Here is a 15,119-nt window from a genome sequence, read left to right as displayed (position 1 = left end):
TTGAAGTATGAAGGGTATATATAACTAGAATATTCAGCCAGTTAAATCACTTTACCGTGAGATTTCCGTCTGCCTTGCCTCTGGAGAAAATGTGATGAACGAAACCCCTGAACAGGAAGCAATCTGGCAACAAGTTGAGCGTAATCCGCGCTTTAATGAACTGGTGCACAAGCGCCAGGCGTTTGCGCTGCTGCTGAGCGTGATCATGCTGGTGCTCTACATCGGCTTTATTCTGCTGATCGCCTTCGCACCCGGCTGGCTCGGCACGCCGCTGCACGCGGGCACGAACGTCACGCGCGGCATACCGATTGGCGTCGGTTTGATCGTGATGTCGTTTGTACTGACCGGCGTCTACGTGTGGCGCGCTAATGGCGAATTTGATCGTCTGACCAAACAGATCCTGAGCGAGATAAAATCATGAAGCGCTTACTCTCGATGTTTTTGGCCATCGTGCCCGCCAGCGTATTTGCCGCCGATGCCATTACCGGCGCGGTGCAACGCCAGGCCACCAACTATGAAGCCATTATTATGTTCGTGGTGTTTGTCGCGGCGACGCTCGGTATCACCTATTGGGCCTCGAAACGCACCCGCTCGCGCAGCGATTACTACACCGCGGGCGGCAATATCACCGGTTTTCAGAATGGACTGGCCATTGCCGGCGACTTTATGTCTGCCGCCTCCTTCCTCGGTATTTCTGCCCTGGTTTACACCTCCGGCTACGACGGGCTGATTTATTCGCTTGGCTTCCTCGTCGGCTGGCCGATGATTCTGTTTTTGATTGCCGAACGCCTGCGTAACCTCGGACGCTATACCTTTGCCGATGTCGCGTCTTATCGCCTGGCGCAGAAACCGATCCGTACGCTGTCAGCCTGCGGTTCGCTGGTGGTGGTGGCGCTGTACCTGATCGCGCAGATGGTGGGTGCCGGTAAACTCATACAGCTGCTGTTTGGCCTCGATTATCATATCGCGGTGGTGATGGTCGGTATTTTGATGGTGCTGTACGTGCTGTTCGGCGGCATGCTGGCCACCACTTGGGTGCAGATCATCAAAGCGGTACTGCTGCTGTTTGGCGCCAGCTTTATGGCGATTATGGTGATGAAAGCCACCGGCTTCAGCTTCAACACGCTGTTCACCGAAGCGATGGCGGTGCATCCGAAAGGCGCGGCGATTATGCAGCCTGGCGGCCTGGTCAAAGATCCGATATCGGCGCTGTCACTTGGCCTGGGCTTGATGTTCGGTACCGCCGGTTTGCCGCATATTCTGATGCGCTTCTTCACCGTCGCCGATGCGCGTGAAGCACGTAAGAGTGTGTTCTGGGCCACCGGTTTTATGGGCTACTTCTACTTCCTGACCTTTATCATCGGCTTCGGCGCAATTTTGCTGGTGGGATCGAACCCGGCCTTTAAAGATGCCAGCGGCGCGCTGCTCGGCGGCACCAACATGGCGGCGGTGCATCTGGCCAACGCGGTCGGCGGAAGCCTGTTCCTCGGCTTTATCTCGGCTGTGGCTTTCGCCACCATTCTGGCGGTGGTGGCAGGTTTGACCCTGGCGGGAGCTTCCGCGGTGTCACACGATCTCTATGCCAGCGTGATCCGCGAAGGTAAGGCGACGGAACGCGATGAGTTGCGCATCTCGAAGATTACCGTTTTGGTGTTGGGCGTCGTGGCCATTGCGCTGGGGATCCTGTTTGAGAAGCAGAACATCGCCTTTATGGTCGGACTGGCATTCTCAATTGCCGCCAGCTGTAATTTCCCGATCATCTTGCTATCGATGTACTGGTCGAAACTTACCACGCGCGGCGCGATGATCGGCGGCTGGCTGGGGTTAGTGACGGCGGTACTGCTGATGATTCTCGGCCCGACGATTTGGGTGCAGGTTTTGGGGCACGAGAAGCCGATCTATCCGTATGAATACCCGGCACTGTTCTCCATGCTGGCGGCGTTTATCGGTATCTGGCTGTTCTCGATTACCGACCACTCAGCACGCGGTGCGCAGGAACGTGCCCGCTTCCGCGGACAGTTTATTCGCTCGCAGACGGGAATTGGGATTTCGCAGGGTAAATCGCATTAGATGCGGTGATTGACCAGGTCGCCATGAATGGCGACCCTACACCGTAGGGTGCGGTGATTGACCAGGTCGCCATGAATGGCGACCCTACACCGTAGGGTGCGGTGATTGACCAGGTCGCCATGAATGGCGACCCTACTGTGTAGGGTGCGCATTAATGCGCACCTGGTTAAATCATTAGAAACGCAGTGATGCGCCGACGTAAGGGCCATCGACCAGGACGTTATCTTTGCGGCTGCCTTTGTTGTTCAGCTCGATGTACTGGTAACCCACACGCAGGTTCAGCAGAGAAATCGGCGTGAAGCTCAGGCCGCCTGACGCTTCCTGGTAGCTATCCAGACGATCGGAGAAGGCTTCTGGCGCATAGTAATATTCGCCGTACAGGCCCCACATGCTGTTGAAGCTGTATTGCGCGGCGCCACCCACTGCCACGGTGAAGCCATCACGGCCATCTTCCGGATGAGTGAACAGCGCTTTCGCGGTAGGTGCAATGCGGAAATCGCCCACATCGATGTTGTAGCCCAGACCCGCACCATAGGTGCTGCCATCGTGATCGCTGCGCAACCAGTTGCCTTTCAGGAACAGGCCTGGTGAAGTGGTGCCAAGGCCAAGGTTCAGGTTGGTGCTATGCTCACCCACGTCAACACTGCCCTCAATTGCCTGCGCGCCGCTGCTCAGCAGTGCCAGACCCAATACGCTTCCAGTAACAAGTTGCTTTAACATGTGATTCCACTCCATGAAGGACAATTAATTCGGCGGCAAGGGTACCAGCCTGGCGACGAGAGACAACATTATTTGGAAAGCTTTACGTAAAAATGGATTACAGCGGGGAAAAGTGGCCGCAAAAGGCCACTGGTCAGATTAGAAACGCCAGGCTGTGCCGATAAACAATCCATCGATTGAACGCTGGGTGTGGTACTCATGCAGGCCACTGCCGAGATAACGATAGCCGGAGCTCAGCGTTAACCAGTGTGCGGGTTGGTAGTAGATACCCGCTTCAAACTGATGCAGGTGATCCAGCTTGTAGGTGCTGAAATTTGGCGCCAGGCTAAAATCGAGGTAGAGCCAGGTATGGCGAGCTTGTGGCAGCGGTGCCATCGCCCGTATACCGGCATTGACGCCATAGCTGGATGTTTTATCGTGGTTCAACTCAGCCCAGAACAACCCAACGCGTGGCACGACGCGCAGTGCCCCCAGCGCTACGCCGTAACCCACATTAGCGTCCAGCAATTCTGACTGATGTTTTGCATTCACATATTCCACACCGTATTGCAGACCTGGCGCGGTTTTTTGGCTGTTGATGGCGGCAGCAAAGAAATCACTCCCTCCCTTTACACCGATTTCCTGAGCGTTTACCCCAGCGGAGGCCAACAGGAGCCCCATTGCAAAATAATTACCTTTCATTTTTTCGCTTCCTTATTGTTTGAGCGAGCAAACAATAAGCAAAGCGAAGAGGTGGCTGTATGAGCCTTGACTCAAAACAAGCGCATTACGCCGCCCACAATAAGTGGCTTAACAGCGGCGCGAGAATGACGGTGACCACGCCAGACAGCATCATCACCAGGCTAGACACCACGCCTTCCTGCTGGCCAAGTTGGTAAGCACGCGCGGTACCTGCGCCGTGTGATGCTGCACCGAATCCCGCACCTTTGGCGACGCCCTGTTTGATGGCAATACGCAGAAACAGCACATCCCCCACCGCCATGCCGAACACGCCGGTGATCACCACAAACAGCGCCACCAGATCCGGCTGGCCACCAATGGGCTGCGCAGCCGCCAGCGCAAACGGTGTGGTAATTGAGCGCACCGCCAGGCTGCGCTGGATGGTTTCCGGCAGCGTCAGCCAGCGCGCCAGCCACACCGAACTGCATACCGCCACCAGCGTTGCTGTGAGCACGCCGACGCTGAGCGACAGCCAGTGGCGCTTGATGATCTCGAGGTTCTCGTACACCGGCACGGCAAACGCCAGCGTTGCCGGGCCGAGCAACCAAATCAGCCAGTGGCTTTCGGCGATGTAATTTTTCCAGCTCACGTGGGTGAGCAACAGCAGCGCCACCAACACCAGCGGGGTCAATACCAGCGGCATCAGCAGCAGCGTACGCCAGCGACGGTAGAGCATTTTATTGATGTAATAGACCAGCAGTGTAAACGCCAGACACAGCAGGCTAATCAGCAGATCATTCATGAAGTGCCTGCTTGCGCGCGGCGCGCGCCAGTTCGAAGCGATATAAACGATCGACTACTAATGACGTAGACGCCAGCACCAGCAAAGTACTGACGCCAATCACCACGCAGATGCGCCAGCCTTCGCTGCGCAGTAAATCACTGTAATTCACCACCGCCACTACCGCCGGAATAAAGAACAGCAGCATTTCCGCCAGCAGCCAGTTGGCACCGGCCTTCACCCAGCGCAGCGGCACAATGCGGGTCATAATCAAGATCAGCAGCAACACCATGCCGACCACATTGGCGGGCAGCGGCAGATGCAGCCAGCTCACCAGCTTGTCGCTGAAAATAAATAAACCAACGTACAGCATCAGCTGCAGCGGAATAAAAGTACGTTGCAGGAGATCCGTTCTGCGCGGACTTAACGCCATCATTGCCTTTCACCCTGTTGAAGAATTGAGGCGTTCAGTATAAATCCGCCGCAAACTGTGAAAGAAATGAATTAAAATCATTCAAACTATGCCAAAAAGGAATGCTTATGGACGTGCGCGCTCTGCGCTACTTCACGGAAGTGGTGCGCCAGCAAAGCTTCACTCGCGCAGCTGAGAAGCTCTACGTGACGCAGCCCACCATCAGCAAAATGCTGCGCCAGCTGGAAGAGGAGCTCGGCTGTACCTTGCTGCTGCGCGAAGGCCGCAAGCTGCATCTCACCGACAGCGGTCAGGCGGTTTATCAGCGCGGATTGGCGATTCTGCAGGAGTTTCATCAGCTGGAGGCGCAGTTAGCTGACATTAACCAGCTGAAAACCGGCGAGCTGCGGCTCGGTATTCCGCCGATGGTCGGCATGCAGATTGCGGGCTCGATCTCTGCCTTTCGCCGTCGCTATCCGGGCGTACAGCTGAAAATATCCGAGTTCGGCGGATTGACGGCACAGCAAGCGGTGCTGAGTGGCGCGCTGGATATTGCGCTTACCGCGCTGCCGATTGAATCAGACCAGCCGCTGAATACGCTGGAGCTGATGTACCATCCGCTTTGCGTACTGCTGCCGCGCAGTGAACGCTGGCTTAATCACACGAAAGTCGGTTTGAAAGAGCTCGCCGAGCACCCGCTGCTTATCCTCAATGAAGAGTTCGCACTCAATCGTCAGATCCGCAAAGCGTTTCAACGCCAGAACCTAACGCCGAATATTGCGCTGCGCAGCGCGCAGTGGGATTTTCTCGCGGCGATGGTGCAAGCAGGCATGGGATTGGCGATTCTGCCGCAGCCGATTTGTCAGCGGCTGGATAAGCAATCGCTGCTGTGGCTGCCGCTGGAATCAGAGCTGCAGTGGAGCTTAGGGTTGATTTGGCGGGAAGGCAGTTACCTGTCGCGCAGCGCCGAGGCGTGGATCGAATGTTGCCGTCAACACTGGCCGGATAGTGCGCCGCGGCTATCGGTGTAAATTCTGCATCGGTCGCCATGAATGGCGACCCTACGTTATTTAGCTATGTCATCCGGGTGCGCATTCATGCGCACCCGGATGACGCAGCGACTGCTATTCCTCTTTCTCAATCAGCAGCGCTTCCAGCAGATCAAGATCGTGCAGCAGTTTCTGCATCGTCTCGTTGGAGATCTCCTGAGTGGCACGCAGATGATAAACTTCGGCGCGCTCCGCACGCAGCGCATTGAGGCGGAAACGACGTTCAAGGTTCTCGGCAAATTGCGCCTGTTCAATATCGTTTTTGCCCTCAGCGCGACGTCGCAGATTACCAATGACGCGCAAACTGACTTCTTTCAACAGTTCAGGATCGATGTTCTCTTGCGTGTCGTTCTCCAGACGCTGCTCCATTTTATGCAGGCTCTCGATCGCTACGCCCGCCATGGCAGCACGCGCAAACTGAATTTCACGACGATGGCCGACCTTATCGATGCTTTCCACGTCGCGCAGCAGAATCGGCAGCAGCACCACACCAACCAGCAGCGAAACCAGAATCACGCCGGTGGCGATGAACACCAATTCATAGCGCGCCGGGAATGGATCACCGTTGCTGAGGAACAGCGGAATCGACAACACACCCGCCAACGTGATGGCACCGCGTACGCCGGCAAAGGAGGCAATCAGCAGTTCGCGCAGCGAGTAGTTGGTAAACTCCAGCGGCTTTTTCTTCAGCAGGCGCATGCTGGTGCGCTTCATGATCCACAACCAACCAAAACGCACCACCATCAGCGCAGCGTAAACTAACAGAACGTCAGTAAACAGCATCCACAGTTCCACGTTGGGATCGGCGTTAGCCTGCGCAATCGAGGTGGAGAGGATATCGGGCAGCTGCAGGCCAAGCATCAGGAACACCATGCCGTTGAAGACGAACTCCAGCATCTGCCACACGCTGTTCGCACGCAGACGCATCGCCAGCGGTGCCTGGCGGATAATGCCGGAACGCGTGATGGTCATACCGGCGGCCACGGCGGCAAGGATGCCTGACACGCCAAGGTGTTCGGCGATCAGGTAGGAGGCGAACGGTAACAGCAGCAGCAGCACGGTTTGTGTTGCCGGGTCATCCCCACTCCAGCGGCTCAGCAGACGCAGCGAGCGGCCATACAGCCAGCATATCGCCACACCAGCGACCAACCCGCCGACGGCTACTTTGAGAAACTCGACGCTGGCACCGCCCCACGTAAATACCATGGTGCCCATCGCCACGGCGACAGCAAACTTCAGCGATACCAGACCGGATGCGTCGTTCATCAGGGCTTCGCCCTGCACAATCGACATGATTTTTTTGGGGATGCGTCCTTCACCCACAATGCCAGATAGCGCCACGGCATCGGTTGGTGAAAGCACCGCCGCCAGCGCAAAGGCGGGAATCAGCGGAATCCCCGGCACCAGCCAGTAAATCAGGTAACCAATCCCGACCACGGTGATCAGCACCAGAACCAGCGCCAGCCCCATGATTTCGCGACCGTGATGCAGAAACTCATTAATCGGCGTTTTCCAGCCATCGGCAAACAGCAGCGGCGGAATGAACAGCACGAGGAACAGTTCCGGGTCAAAATCGACATGCAGGCCGAAGACGGGAAACGCGAGTAATGCACCGGCGGCAATTTGCACCAGCGGCAGGGGAATTTGAAACGGCAGAATTCGTGCCGCCACGCTGGAGAGTGAAACCACCAGCGTCATGATGAGAATAGTAAAGAAGATTTCCATGCTGTCCTTAGGCGAATCAATTTCATTAAAGCGATGTTGTTGCGGGGGAAAGTGTAAAACAAAACGCCGCACAGCGGGCAACCCGATGTGCGGCGTGGAGCAGAAAGCGAATAATCCTGGAATTATTCAGCTTTAAAGTCAGATGGCCCAGCCACCGGCATAGAACGCCACCAGCGCGACAGCAATCACCACGGTGCCAACGTTCAGCTTGCGCCACTCACCGGCAAACAAGCGACCAATCACCAGCGAAGCGAAGCCCAGCATGATGCCGGTTACGATGTTGCAGGTCAGCACGATGAACACCGCCGTCAGCAAACCAGACATCGCATCAACAAAATCGTTGAAGTCAATTTTTGCCACATTGCTCAACATCAGCAGGCCAACGTACATCAGCGCCGGCGCTGTCGCGTAAGCGGGAACCAGATAGGCCAGCGGCGACATAAACAGAATCAGCAGGAACAGCAAACCGACCACAATCGCCGTCAGGCCGGTTTTACCACCGGCCGCGGTGCCAGCCGCCGATTCGATATAGACCGCAGCAGGCGACGCACCCACCAAACCCGCAAACACGCTACTGATAGAGTCCGTGGTCAGCGCACGGCCGCCGTTGATGATCTGCCCCTCTTTATCCAGCAGATTTGCCTGCCCCGCTACCGCACGGATGGTGCCGGTGGCATCAAATACCGCTGTCATCACCAGCGCCAGCACACTTGGCAGCACCACAGGTTGCAGCGCGCCCATGATATCGAGGCTAAACATGGCCGATTGACCATTGGCATCCTTCAGGCTTGGCATGGCAAACAGGCCTTGATAAGTCACCGCCGGATCGAAGATCAAACCCATCATCGAAATGGCGATGATAGTCAGCAAAATGCCACCTGGCACGCGGCGTTTTTCCAGGCCGAAAATGGCCGCCAGACCCACCAGCGCCATGATCACCGGGAACGAGACAAAGTGGCCCAATGCCACCGGCAAGCCCGGCGCCGGATTTTTTACCACTAAACCAATACCGTCGGCAGCGATCAGCAACAGGAACAAGCCGATCCCGACGCCGGTTCCATGCGCCACGCCCATCGGTAAGTTACGCAGAATCCACGCACGAATACCGGTAACCGAAATCAGCGTGAACAATAATCCCATCAGGAACACCGCGCCGAGCGCCACCGGCACGCTAATGTGCTGGCCGAGCACCAGGCTAAAGGCAGTGAACGCCGTCAGCGAGATGGCGCAACCAATTGCCATCGGCAGATTGGCCCACAAGCCCATGATGATCGAACCGACACTTGCCACCAGACAGGTCGCAACGAACACCGCCGTTGGCGAGAAGCCCGCTTTACCCAACATGCTGGGTACCACGATGACGGAATACACCATCGCCAGAAACGTCGTCAGACCCGCCAATACTTCCTGACGCACGCTACTGCCGCGTGCAGAAATGTTGAACCAGGCGTCCAGTTTTCCACTGGCCGGGCGCGATTCGCCAGACATAATTCTTCCTCAATATTTTTGTGATGTGCGTCGCCGCACGGCGCACGCTTGCCGTCCTCTGGTGAAAATTTTCATAATGAAAATCCAGGCAAACGTTTACGTCGCCGCGTATTCCAGGCCATAGAAGGGGACGCGGAAAAAGGCAAACGATTATCTGGCGTTTGGCATGGGGTTTTCAACCACTAATCACGGGTATTACAGGATAAATCCAGGCCATCGGTTGTTCAGGTCGCCATAAATGGCGTAATGCCGATCCGCAGAGCGACTTTCGCTCGCCATTGGCTGTGGCAGTTGCAGTTAAACCGTGCGGCGACCAAGAAGAGGGCGTCTGGCCACGCCCTCTTCACTCCCGGGCCCTGCGCCAGCCCAACCCGCCGCTACGCGGTGCCTATTTAACCGCGTAATTGCTGCCAGAATTGTAAGGTCGTCATTAATGACGACCGTTTCGAGGGCCGCACAATGGTAATGTCCTTGTCGCCATAAATGGCGACCCTACGATCATGGGGTGATGGCGACCCTACGATCATGGGGTGATGGCGACCTGGCCGTAATCAACTTTGCAGCTGAATCGGGCCGCCCTGCTCTAATGCGCGTTGCCAGGCGGCGCGCTGCTGCATGGTTTCCAGCCAGCGTGCGGTGGCTGGCGTATCACGCAGCGAACCCCGCATCTGCAGCGCCAGCAGCGGAAAGCTCATCTGCACATCGGCGATGCTAAAACGTGCGCCGGCAAAAAAGGGATGCTGCGTGAGATGTTGTTCGATCACGCTGCCGTGTAAAGCCAGCTGTTTGTTCAGCCAGGCTTTCTGGATCCCTTTGCTCAATACATTACCCACCGGACGCAGCAGCCAGGGCACCGGTTTCTTACCCAACTGCGCAAATACCAGCTTCATGACCAGCAGTGGCATCAGCGATCCTTCGGCATAGTGCAGCCAGTAACGGGACTGAATCTGCTCCTCTTCGTTGACTAACGTGAGCTGATGTTCGCTGTCGTACTTCAGTTGCAGATATTCAAGAATGGCGCCCGATTCAGCAATAACGCGATTGCCATCGGTGATCACCGGTGATTTACCCAGTGGATGCACTTTTTTTAACGAATCAGGGGCCAGCAAGCTGTTTTCACGCTGATAGCGTTTGATTTGGTAAGGCACCGCGAGCTCTTCCAGCAGCCATAACACGCGATGCGAGCGGGAATTTTCCAGATGGTGAACGGTGATCATACGGTTTCCTTGCCGGTAAAAGAGTCCCGACAAGTATAGTCGATCAGCGTTTTTGCTCGTCCTGTTCGGGATCGAGTAACACCGCACCCGAACCTTGCTCGGCCAATCGGTCTCCGGGATTGCGCAGCGGGCAATCACGCATTGATAAACAGCCGCAGCCAATGCAGCCATCAAGATCGTTACGCAAGCGCGTCAGGGTTTCGATGCGTTTATCCAATTCCTCGCGCCAGTGTTGCGTTAACGCGTCCCACTCCTGCGTCGACATACGCTTGTTGGCGGGTACGTGCGTCAGGCTGTCACTCACCGTGGCCAGCGGAATGCCGATGCGTTGCGCGATTTTAATGATGGCAACGCGGCGCAGCACGTCACGGCTATAACGGCGTTGGTTGCCGCCGTTGCGCGAGCTAAAAATCAATCCTTTGGTCTCATAGAAGTGCAACGCCGAGACCGCCACGCCGCTGCGTTTCGCCACTTCGCCCGGCGTCAAAACCGGCTTCGGGTAATTGCGTTCTTTTTTCATTTAGGGCCTTTACCTCAAGTTAACTTGAGGAATTATACTCGCACCCCAGCAAAACTTCGAATTTCTCACCAGGTAAAAAAAACATCAGAAGGATGAGGCTATGATGCAACAGGAAATCATTCATTCGCTGTCCAACTGGATCGATCAGAATCTGGATAAAGCGCTGTCTATTGATGAAGTCGCCGCAAAATCAGGTTACTCAAAATGGCACCTGCAGCGTATGTTCCGTGCCGTCACGAAACAAACGCTGGGTGGCTATATTCGCGAGCGTCGCCTGACGCTGGCTGCAGAAGCGCTGCGCCAAACTCAACGTCCGGTATTCGATATCGCCATGCAATACGGTTACGATTCGCAGCAGACCTTTTCACGCGTATTCCGCCGTCAGTTTTCGCAAACGCCAACTGCTTATCGTCACACCATGCGTCGTCAGGCGATGATTCAGCGTCCGCGCGTGCTCAATTTTGACTGCGCTGACAACACCATGACCAGTTTTGCCCAGCGTACCACCGGCGAGTGCTGCCCGGTCAGCTAAGCTTTTCTGCGCGCCCCTCGCGGGCGCACCTCCCTTTCCCCGCCCGCTTTTCCCCCGCCAGTTCGATAAAAATCTTTCTACCATACAAGGTATAAATTTTGTTCAAAATTTAAAATCGAGTGATATAATGTGAGCCAAGTCACACTTTTCCGTATGCAGCAAGACGGCCAGAAGGGCCTCCCTGACCCCTCTTCTTAGCCGCCAGTGATGTCGATCGAATGTCGGGGATATCACTGATTCTAAGAGGTTTTTTGCAGATGGCTACGTTAACCACCAGTTTGATTGTAATGCGCTGGGAACTCCTGAGTGCGGTAATGATGTTTTTCGCCAGCACCATGAAAATTCGACTGCGTCAGAACAGTCATCACGTGATGGCGCTGCTGTGCGGCGGCATTGGTGTTGGCATGTCCTGCTGGTTTGTTACCGGCCTGCTTGGCATCACGTTGAGCATGGAGAATCTGCATAACTTTATGGAAATCTCTAAAAACGCCTTTATTGAAGTGATGAGCCAAACGCCAACCGATTGGCCGATGCCTTAATCGCCGCCAATAAAAAAACCCCGCATAAGCGGGGTTTTTTATTTTGCTGTGTGATTCTTAAATTTTCTTCAATACGGCCGGAATGGTAACTTCCGCAACCGAGATGCCCGGTATCTTCGTACCGCGACGATCCTGAATCCACATATCACCCATCATTTGGTTAAGACCACGATCCAGACCGGTCACTAAACCCGCGCCCGGCGTGAACGTTAACTCGCCGAAGAAGATCTGATCGTTATCGATGTACCAATCCACGCGCACATAATCGAAATCACTCGCCAGCTTTTTACTCAACGCTAACGCGTGCTGCAGCGAGGCCATTTGTGGCGTAACGTCCAGGCCGGTATCACGAATTTTGTGATACGCCTCGTTGAGGTTGTTAACGTAGAAGTTCATCGACAACAGCGGATTACAGCGGTTGTAGATCACCTGCAGCACATACTCAAAAGTGCCGTCGCGCTTGTTGAACATGTGGAATTTGTAATCAATCGGCGCCGTTTTACCATCACCAATATACTGCTCCACCAGAATGCGTGGCTTGATGTAGCGATAGTGAATTTCACGCGCTTCATTGGCGAAATCGGTCTTCAACCAGCGATGACAGTCACTGATAATCTGCTGCTTCTTCAACGCGTCCGGCTCTTCCAGCAGGATCTCTACCATGTTGGAGGCGTGATTCGGCTTGATAACGGTATTTTTCCAGCTCGGCAGCGTATGCAGCGAGCTCGGATCGCTGGTTTCGTACACCAGCGGGATCAGGTATTCGCTACCCACTTTTTCGGCGATGTATTCGCGCACCGAATATTTGTCCGACAGACGACCATAGATCTGATAATCGCCATGCACGAATTTGCGGTACAGCACTTTCTCGTTAAATACCTTCGGTTCACGCAGATTGGGCAATCTGCGGAATTTATGAAAGTAGTAGATACGATCCTGGGTAGCCCAGGGCATCTTCTTAATGAAGTACTGCACGCTTCTTCTGAGTTCATCTTTCAACTTGAGCATATCTGACCTCATTTGTAGGTTTTGTAGTTGAGTGAGGAAACCTGGATTTTTTGAATGACGCCGTTTCTGAAGAAGTAATTCATTACGGTAAGAGACAGCAATTCTGAGAGGAAAACGCTCCAGGCGGCACCCATGATGCCGTAGCTCTGGATCAGCCACCATGACAGCGGCAAGCTGATAACCATCAGGCATACGATTTTCTTCAACAGATAATTAAACCCGCCTTCTTTGACCATGTAGCGATACGCTACGGTCCCCATCGCCGAAAAGCAGGTTGCTAACGACAACAACGTAATGAGACTTCCTGACTGTGTGTACTCGTGACCATACAAAGCGATGATGATTTTCTCGCCGTACATCGCGATCACCGCTAACAACAACAATGAAACACCCATGACATAGCCATTAAGCCGGGCTGTCAGCTTGATAGCGGCTTCTCCACGCTCGCGGAAGATTTCCGAAAAGCAGGAAGTGATGATGGCGACCGGGATAAAAATCCAGGAAGCCGAAATGGTATTGGCGGCAGCGAACAACCCAAGATCGCGCGCCGACGCGATGCCTGCCAGGAACATCTGTGCTGCTTTCACCTGCACCGAGATAAAGATGCTGGAGATCGCCAACGGCAACCCGGCGTACAGCAAGTAGCGCAGATAGGTGTTGCGCTTCTCCTGCGGCGGCGCCACATCCTGATTTTCGCGGTAAAAGTTAAAACGCTTAATGACATACGGCACCAGCGTGACGGCGACAATCGAAACGGTTAGCCACAGCGGATTGAGATGCAGCCAGGCAATGGCGAAGCTCAATGTGAAGCCCAGCAGCAAACCGACAGAGTTCGCGAGGGTATTCAGCCGTGAAGCTAAACGCGCATTGTTGTAAACACTGAAAGTGTCCTGTGTCACGAAAACCGACGAGATAAACGAGGCCAGTGCAAAAGCGAGGAAATTTTCCTGCATGTTGTACCAGACCCAAATCAACACCGGCAGCGATGTGAGCAACAGCAAAACCATGCGCATGTTGCGTGCTACGGCCATCAACCGCAGCCCTTTCGGCGCACTCTTACTGATGCGTTTAAACAGAATGGTTTCCGTACCGAAGATCGCCACGGTCTGCACCATGGAAAAAAGTGAGGTCGAAAACGCCATTTGGCCAAAGATGGTTGGGCCAAAGGATTTTGCCACGTAGGAGGTCACAAATATGACGCCGAACACGGAGACGATCTTTTCAGACATCATCCAGGCGGCATTAGACATTACGCTCAATTTCATTGACTGATCCTTAGTATTACGAACTACAACAACTTTCGGTACAACGTCCTTGAAATGAATTAACAAGCGCTCAGTGGGCCTGACTTAATTTATTAACTTCAAACCAAACTGGTCCGAAAAATGAGACTCGCGTCAGCAAATAGAAATTATATTCAGGAAAATTCCGATTATATCCGGTGCGAAACTCAGTGGATGTAAACGATTTCAGCCTAAATTCTAAGCAAACGTTTACTGGCACACCCTGACATTTCTGCAAGTGGTTTATGCCGATTTTCCAATGAATGTAGTATTTTTCTGCATTTGGGATGGAGAGAATTTATATCAAAAACCTAAAGCCAGGAAGGCGTTCAATGCCATTCGGAATAAAATAAGATTTATCCCATGATGATATTTCTTCTAAATATCTTAATTTAACCCTCGCAATTCAAATCGCGCACTTTAATACTGCATTAATAGTGTTTTTGCAGTGCCAGATATTAATACAGTAATTCTCATCCACTAATTGATAAGAAAGGTAATAGCATTTATGAGAAAGTCACGATATAGCGAAGAGCAAATCACAAATGCCATTAAAGCTTCTGAAACAGGAGTGAAAGTCAGGGAAATTTGTGAGGAGCTTGGCATTTCCGAGGCCACTTTCTATAGCTGGAAGAAGAAGTTTTCTGGGCTCTCTTCCGAAGAAGGCCGCAAAATCAAGGAGCTAGAAGATCAGCTACTTAACCTCACGCGTGAGCTGCAATCTCTGAGTTCCGATAAAGAGATGCTGCAAAGCGTACTGAAAAATTTCTTCACCACCAATGAAAAGCGTCAAGCGGTTAACTTTCTACAAACTACATTCGACATAGGTACCCGTCGCAGCTGTCGTTTGTTGGATATTAGCCGTAGCGTTTATCATTATCCTGCAGGAACAGATAATCGCTAACACCATTAAGGCCGATGTTATTTGACTTAATGCTGAGATTTGTTCTTACCAGAAGATATGAAGATCATTTAATTCGGCGTTCACAACATAACAATTCGAACCAATTTTTCCTGATGAATACCATCGCGGAATTGCTTCCTTTTTTGCGGTAAAATAGATTCACATCAGCAAAAGTCTCTCTATTCAAGCCATTCAAACGAAGTCCAATCTC

General features: G+C 53.6%; 16 protein-coding genes. 6 read left to right on the top strand and 10 right to left on the bottom strand.

Features of this window, described 5'->3' with window-relative positions:
* Positions 1-94: 94 nt before the first annotated feature.
* Both ACRQ84_RS17050 and actP read left to right on the top strand, forming a co-directional pair.
* Positions 95-421, top strand: coding sequence for a DUF485 domain-containing protein (locus ACRQ84_RS17050; RefSeq protein WP_064737881.1), 327 nt, complete (start codon positions 95-97; stop codon positions 419-421).
* Complete coding sequence (gene actP / locus ACRQ84_RS17045; RefSeq protein ID WP_064737882.1) at positions 418-2,070, top strand: cation/acetate symporter ActP; 1,653 nt, start codon at positions 418-420, stop codon at positions 2,068-2,070. The genes ACRQ84_RS17050 and actP overlap by 4 nt, the downstream gene beginning before the upstream one ends.
* A 174-nt stretch (positions 2,071-2,244) precedes the next feature.
* Here the strand turns inward: actP and ACRQ84_RS17040 are convergent, their stop codons facing one another.
* From ACRQ84_RS17040 to ACRQ84_RS17025, 4 genes are all read right to left on the bottom strand, one after another.
* On the bottom strand, positions 2,245-2,790 hold the full coding sequence (locus ACRQ84_RS17040; RefSeq protein ID WP_008109987.1) for a YfaZ family outer membrane protein: 546 nt from the start codon (positions 2,788-2,790) through the stop codon (positions 2,245-2,247).
* Between the two features lie 138 nt (positions 2,791-2,928).
* A complete protein-coding gene (locus tag ACRQ84_RS17035; RefSeq protein WP_483816662.1) occupies positions 2,929-3,471 on the bottom strand; it encodes a YfaZ family outer membrane protein in 543 nt (180 codons plus the stop codon).
* 85 nt (positions 3,472-3,556) lie between these two features.
* Positions 3,557-4,252 (bottom strand): LrgB family protein, encoded by a 696-nt coding sequence (locus ACRQ84_RS17030; protein WP_064737884.1) that lies wholly within the window; start codon positions 4,250-4,252, stop codon positions 3,557-3,559.
* On the bottom strand, positions 4,245-4,667 hold the full coding sequence (locus ACRQ84_RS17025; RefSeq protein ID WP_064737885.1) for a CidA/LrgA family protein: 423 nt from the start codon (positions 4,665-4,667) through the stop codon (positions 4,245-4,247). The genes ACRQ84_RS17030 and ACRQ84_RS17025 overlap by 8 nt, the downstream gene beginning before the upstream one ends.
* Before the next feature lie 104 nt (positions 4,668-4,771).
* Here ACRQ84_RS17025 and ACRQ84_RS17020 point away from each other — a divergent pair, with 104 nt between their 5' ends.
* A complete protein-coding gene (locus tag ACRQ84_RS17020; protein WP_483816661.1) occupies positions 4,772-5,674 on the top strand; it encodes a LysR family transcriptional regulator in 903 nt (300 codons plus the stop codon).
* Between the two features lie 93 nt (positions 5,675-5,767).
* Here ACRQ84_RS17020 and ACRQ84_RS17015 read toward each other — a convergent pair whose 3' ends face one another.
* The 4 genes from ACRQ84_RS17015 to soxR all read right to left on the bottom strand — a co-directional run bounded on the left by ACRQ84_RS17015 (position 5,768) and on the right by soxR (position 10,642).
* Positions 5,768-7,417 carry a Na+/H+ antiporter gene (locus ACRQ84_RS17015; protein WP_483816660.1) on the bottom strand — a complete coding sequence of 550 codons (1,650 nt, stop codon included), beginning with the start codon at positions 7,415-7,417 and terminating at the stop codon, positions 5,768-5,770.
* 138 nt (positions 7,418-7,555) lie between these two features.
* Entirely contained in the window at positions 7,556-8,905 is a 1,350-nt protein-coding gene (locus ACRQ84_RS17010; RefSeq protein WP_483816659.1) for an NCS2 family permease, read from the bottom strand.
* 551 nt (positions 8,906-9,456) lie between these two features.
* Complete coding sequence (locus tag ACRQ84_RS17005; protein ID WP_064737889.1) at positions 9,457-10,122, bottom strand: glutathione S-transferase family protein; 666 nt, start codon at positions 10,120-10,122, stop codon at positions 9,457-9,459.
* Positions 10,123-10,165: 43 nt separating this feature from the next.
* Positions 10,166-10,642 carry a redox-sensitive transcriptional activator SoxR gene (soxR, locus tag ACRQ84_RS17000; protein ID WP_064737890.1) on the bottom strand — a complete coding sequence of 159 codons (477 nt, stop codon included), beginning with the start codon at positions 10,640-10,642 and terminating at the stop codon, positions 10,166-10,168.
* A gap of 100 nt (positions 10,643-10,742) precedes the next feature.
* Between soxR and soxS the strand changes: the two genes are divergently transcribed.
* Together soxS and ACRQ84_RS16990 are read left to right on the top strand one after the other, a co-directional pair.
* On the top strand, positions 10,743-11,174 hold the full coding sequence (soxS, locus tag ACRQ84_RS16995) for a superoxide response transcriptional regulator SoxS (RefSeq protein WP_483816658.1): 432 nt from the start codon (positions 10,743-10,745) through the stop codon (positions 11,172-11,174).
* Between the two features lie 257 nt (positions 11,175-11,431).
* Positions 11,432-11,713 (top strand): YjcB family protein, encoded by a 282-nt coding sequence (locus ACRQ84_RS16990; RefSeq protein ID WP_008109973.1) that lies wholly within the window; start codon positions 11,432-11,434, stop codon positions 11,711-11,713.
* A 57-nt stretch (positions 11,714-11,770) separates the two neighbouring features.
* Here ACRQ84_RS16990 and ACRQ84_RS16985 read toward each other — a convergent pair whose 3' ends face one another.
* Complete coding sequence (locus ACRQ84_RS16985) at positions 11,771-12,721, bottom strand: ATP-grasp fold amidoligase family protein (RefSeq protein WP_064737892.1); 951 nt, start codon at positions 12,719-12,721, stop codon at positions 11,771-11,773.
* 8 nt (positions 12,722-12,729) lie between these two features.
* Entirely contained in the window at positions 12,730-13,986 is a 1,257-nt protein-coding gene (locus ACRQ84_RS16980; protein ID WP_064737893.1) for an oligosaccharide flippase family protein, read from the bottom strand.
* A gap of 526 nt (positions 13,987-14,512) precedes the next feature.
* Between ACRQ84_RS16980 and ACRQ84_RS16975 the strand changes: the two genes are divergently transcribed.
* A complete protein-coding gene (locus ACRQ84_RS16975; protein ID WP_008109970.1) occupies positions 14,513-14,908 on the top strand; it encodes an IS3 family transposase in 396 nt (131 codons plus the stop codon).
* Positions 14,909-15,119 lie beyond the last annotated feature (211 nt).

Origin of the sequence: Pantoea sp. E2023-21 (assembly GCF_051302795.1) — a bacterium.
Lineage (GTDB): Bacteria > Pseudomonadota > Gammaproteobacteria > Enterobacterales > Enterobacteriaceae > Pantoea > Pantoea ludwigii_A.
This window is presented reverse-complemented; position numbering and strand designations above follow the sequence as displayed.

What these genes read in the sequence shown, in the direction of transcription:
- ACRQ84_RS17050 (WP_064737881.1), top strand. Translation starts at nt 95, where the DNA reads ATGAACGAAACCCCTGAACAGGAAGCAATCTGGCAACAAGTTGAGCGT.
- actP (WP_064737882.1), top strand. Translation starts at nt 418, where the DNA reads ATGAAGCGCTTACTCTCGATGTTTTTGGCCATCGTGCCCGCCAGCGTA.
- ACRQ84_RS17040 (WP_008109987.1), bottom strand. Translation starts at nt 2,790, where the DNA reads ATGTTAAAGCAACTTGTTACTGGAAGCGTATTGGGTCTGGCACTGCTG.
- ACRQ84_RS17035 (WP_483816662.1), bottom strand. Translation starts at nt 3,471, where the DNA reads ATGAAAGGTAATTATTTTGCAATGGGGCTCCTGTTGGCCTCCGCTGGG.
- ACRQ84_RS17030 (WP_064737884.1), bottom strand. Translation starts at nt 4,252, where the DNA reads ATGAATGATCTGCTGATTAGCCTGCTGTGTCTGGCGTTTACACTGCTG.
- ACRQ84_RS17025 (WP_064737885.1), bottom strand. Translation starts at nt 4,667, where the DNA reads ATGATGGCGTTAAGTCCGCGCAGAACGGATCTCCTGCAACGTACTTTT.
- ACRQ84_RS17020 (WP_483816661.1), top strand. Translation starts at nt 4,772, where the DNA reads ATGGACGTGCGCGCTCTGCGCTACTTCACGGAAGTGGTGCGCCAGCAA.
- ACRQ84_RS17015 (WP_483816660.1), bottom strand. Translation starts at nt 7,417, where the DNA reads ATGGAAATCTTCTTTACTATTCTCATCATGACGCTGGTGGTTTCACTC.
- ACRQ84_RS17010 (WP_483816659.1), bottom strand. Translation starts at nt 8,905, where the DNA reads ATGTCTGGCGAATCGCGCCCGGCCAGTGGAAAACTGGACGCCTGGTTC.
- ACRQ84_RS17005 (WP_064737889.1), bottom strand. Translation starts at nt 10,122, where the DNA reads ATGATCACCGTTCACCATCTGGAAAATTCCCGCTCGCATCGCGTGTTA.
- soxR (WP_064737890.1), bottom strand. Translation starts at nt 10,642, where the DNA reads ATGAAAAAAGAACGCAATTACCCGAAGCCGGTTTTGACGCCGGGCGAA.
- soxS (WP_483816658.1), top strand. Translation starts at nt 10,743, where the DNA reads ATGATGCAACAGGAAATCATTCATTCGCTGTCCAACTGGATCGATCAG.
- ACRQ84_RS16990 (WP_008109973.1), top strand. Translation starts at nt 11,432, where the DNA reads ATGGCTACGTTAACCACCAGTTTGATTGTAATGCGCTGGGAACTCCTG.
- ACRQ84_RS16985 (WP_064737892.1), bottom strand. Translation starts at nt 12,721, where the DNA reads ATGCTCAAGTTGAAAGATGAACTCAGAAGAAGCGTGCAGTACTTCATT.
- ACRQ84_RS16980 (WP_064737893.1), bottom strand. Translation starts at nt 13,986, where the DNA reads ATGAAATTGAGCGTAATGTCTAATGCCGCCTGGATGATGTCTGAAAAG.
- ACRQ84_RS16975 (WP_008109970.1), top strand. Translation starts at nt 14,513, where the DNA reads ATGAGAAAGTCACGATATAGCGAAGAGCAAATCACAAATGCCATTAAA.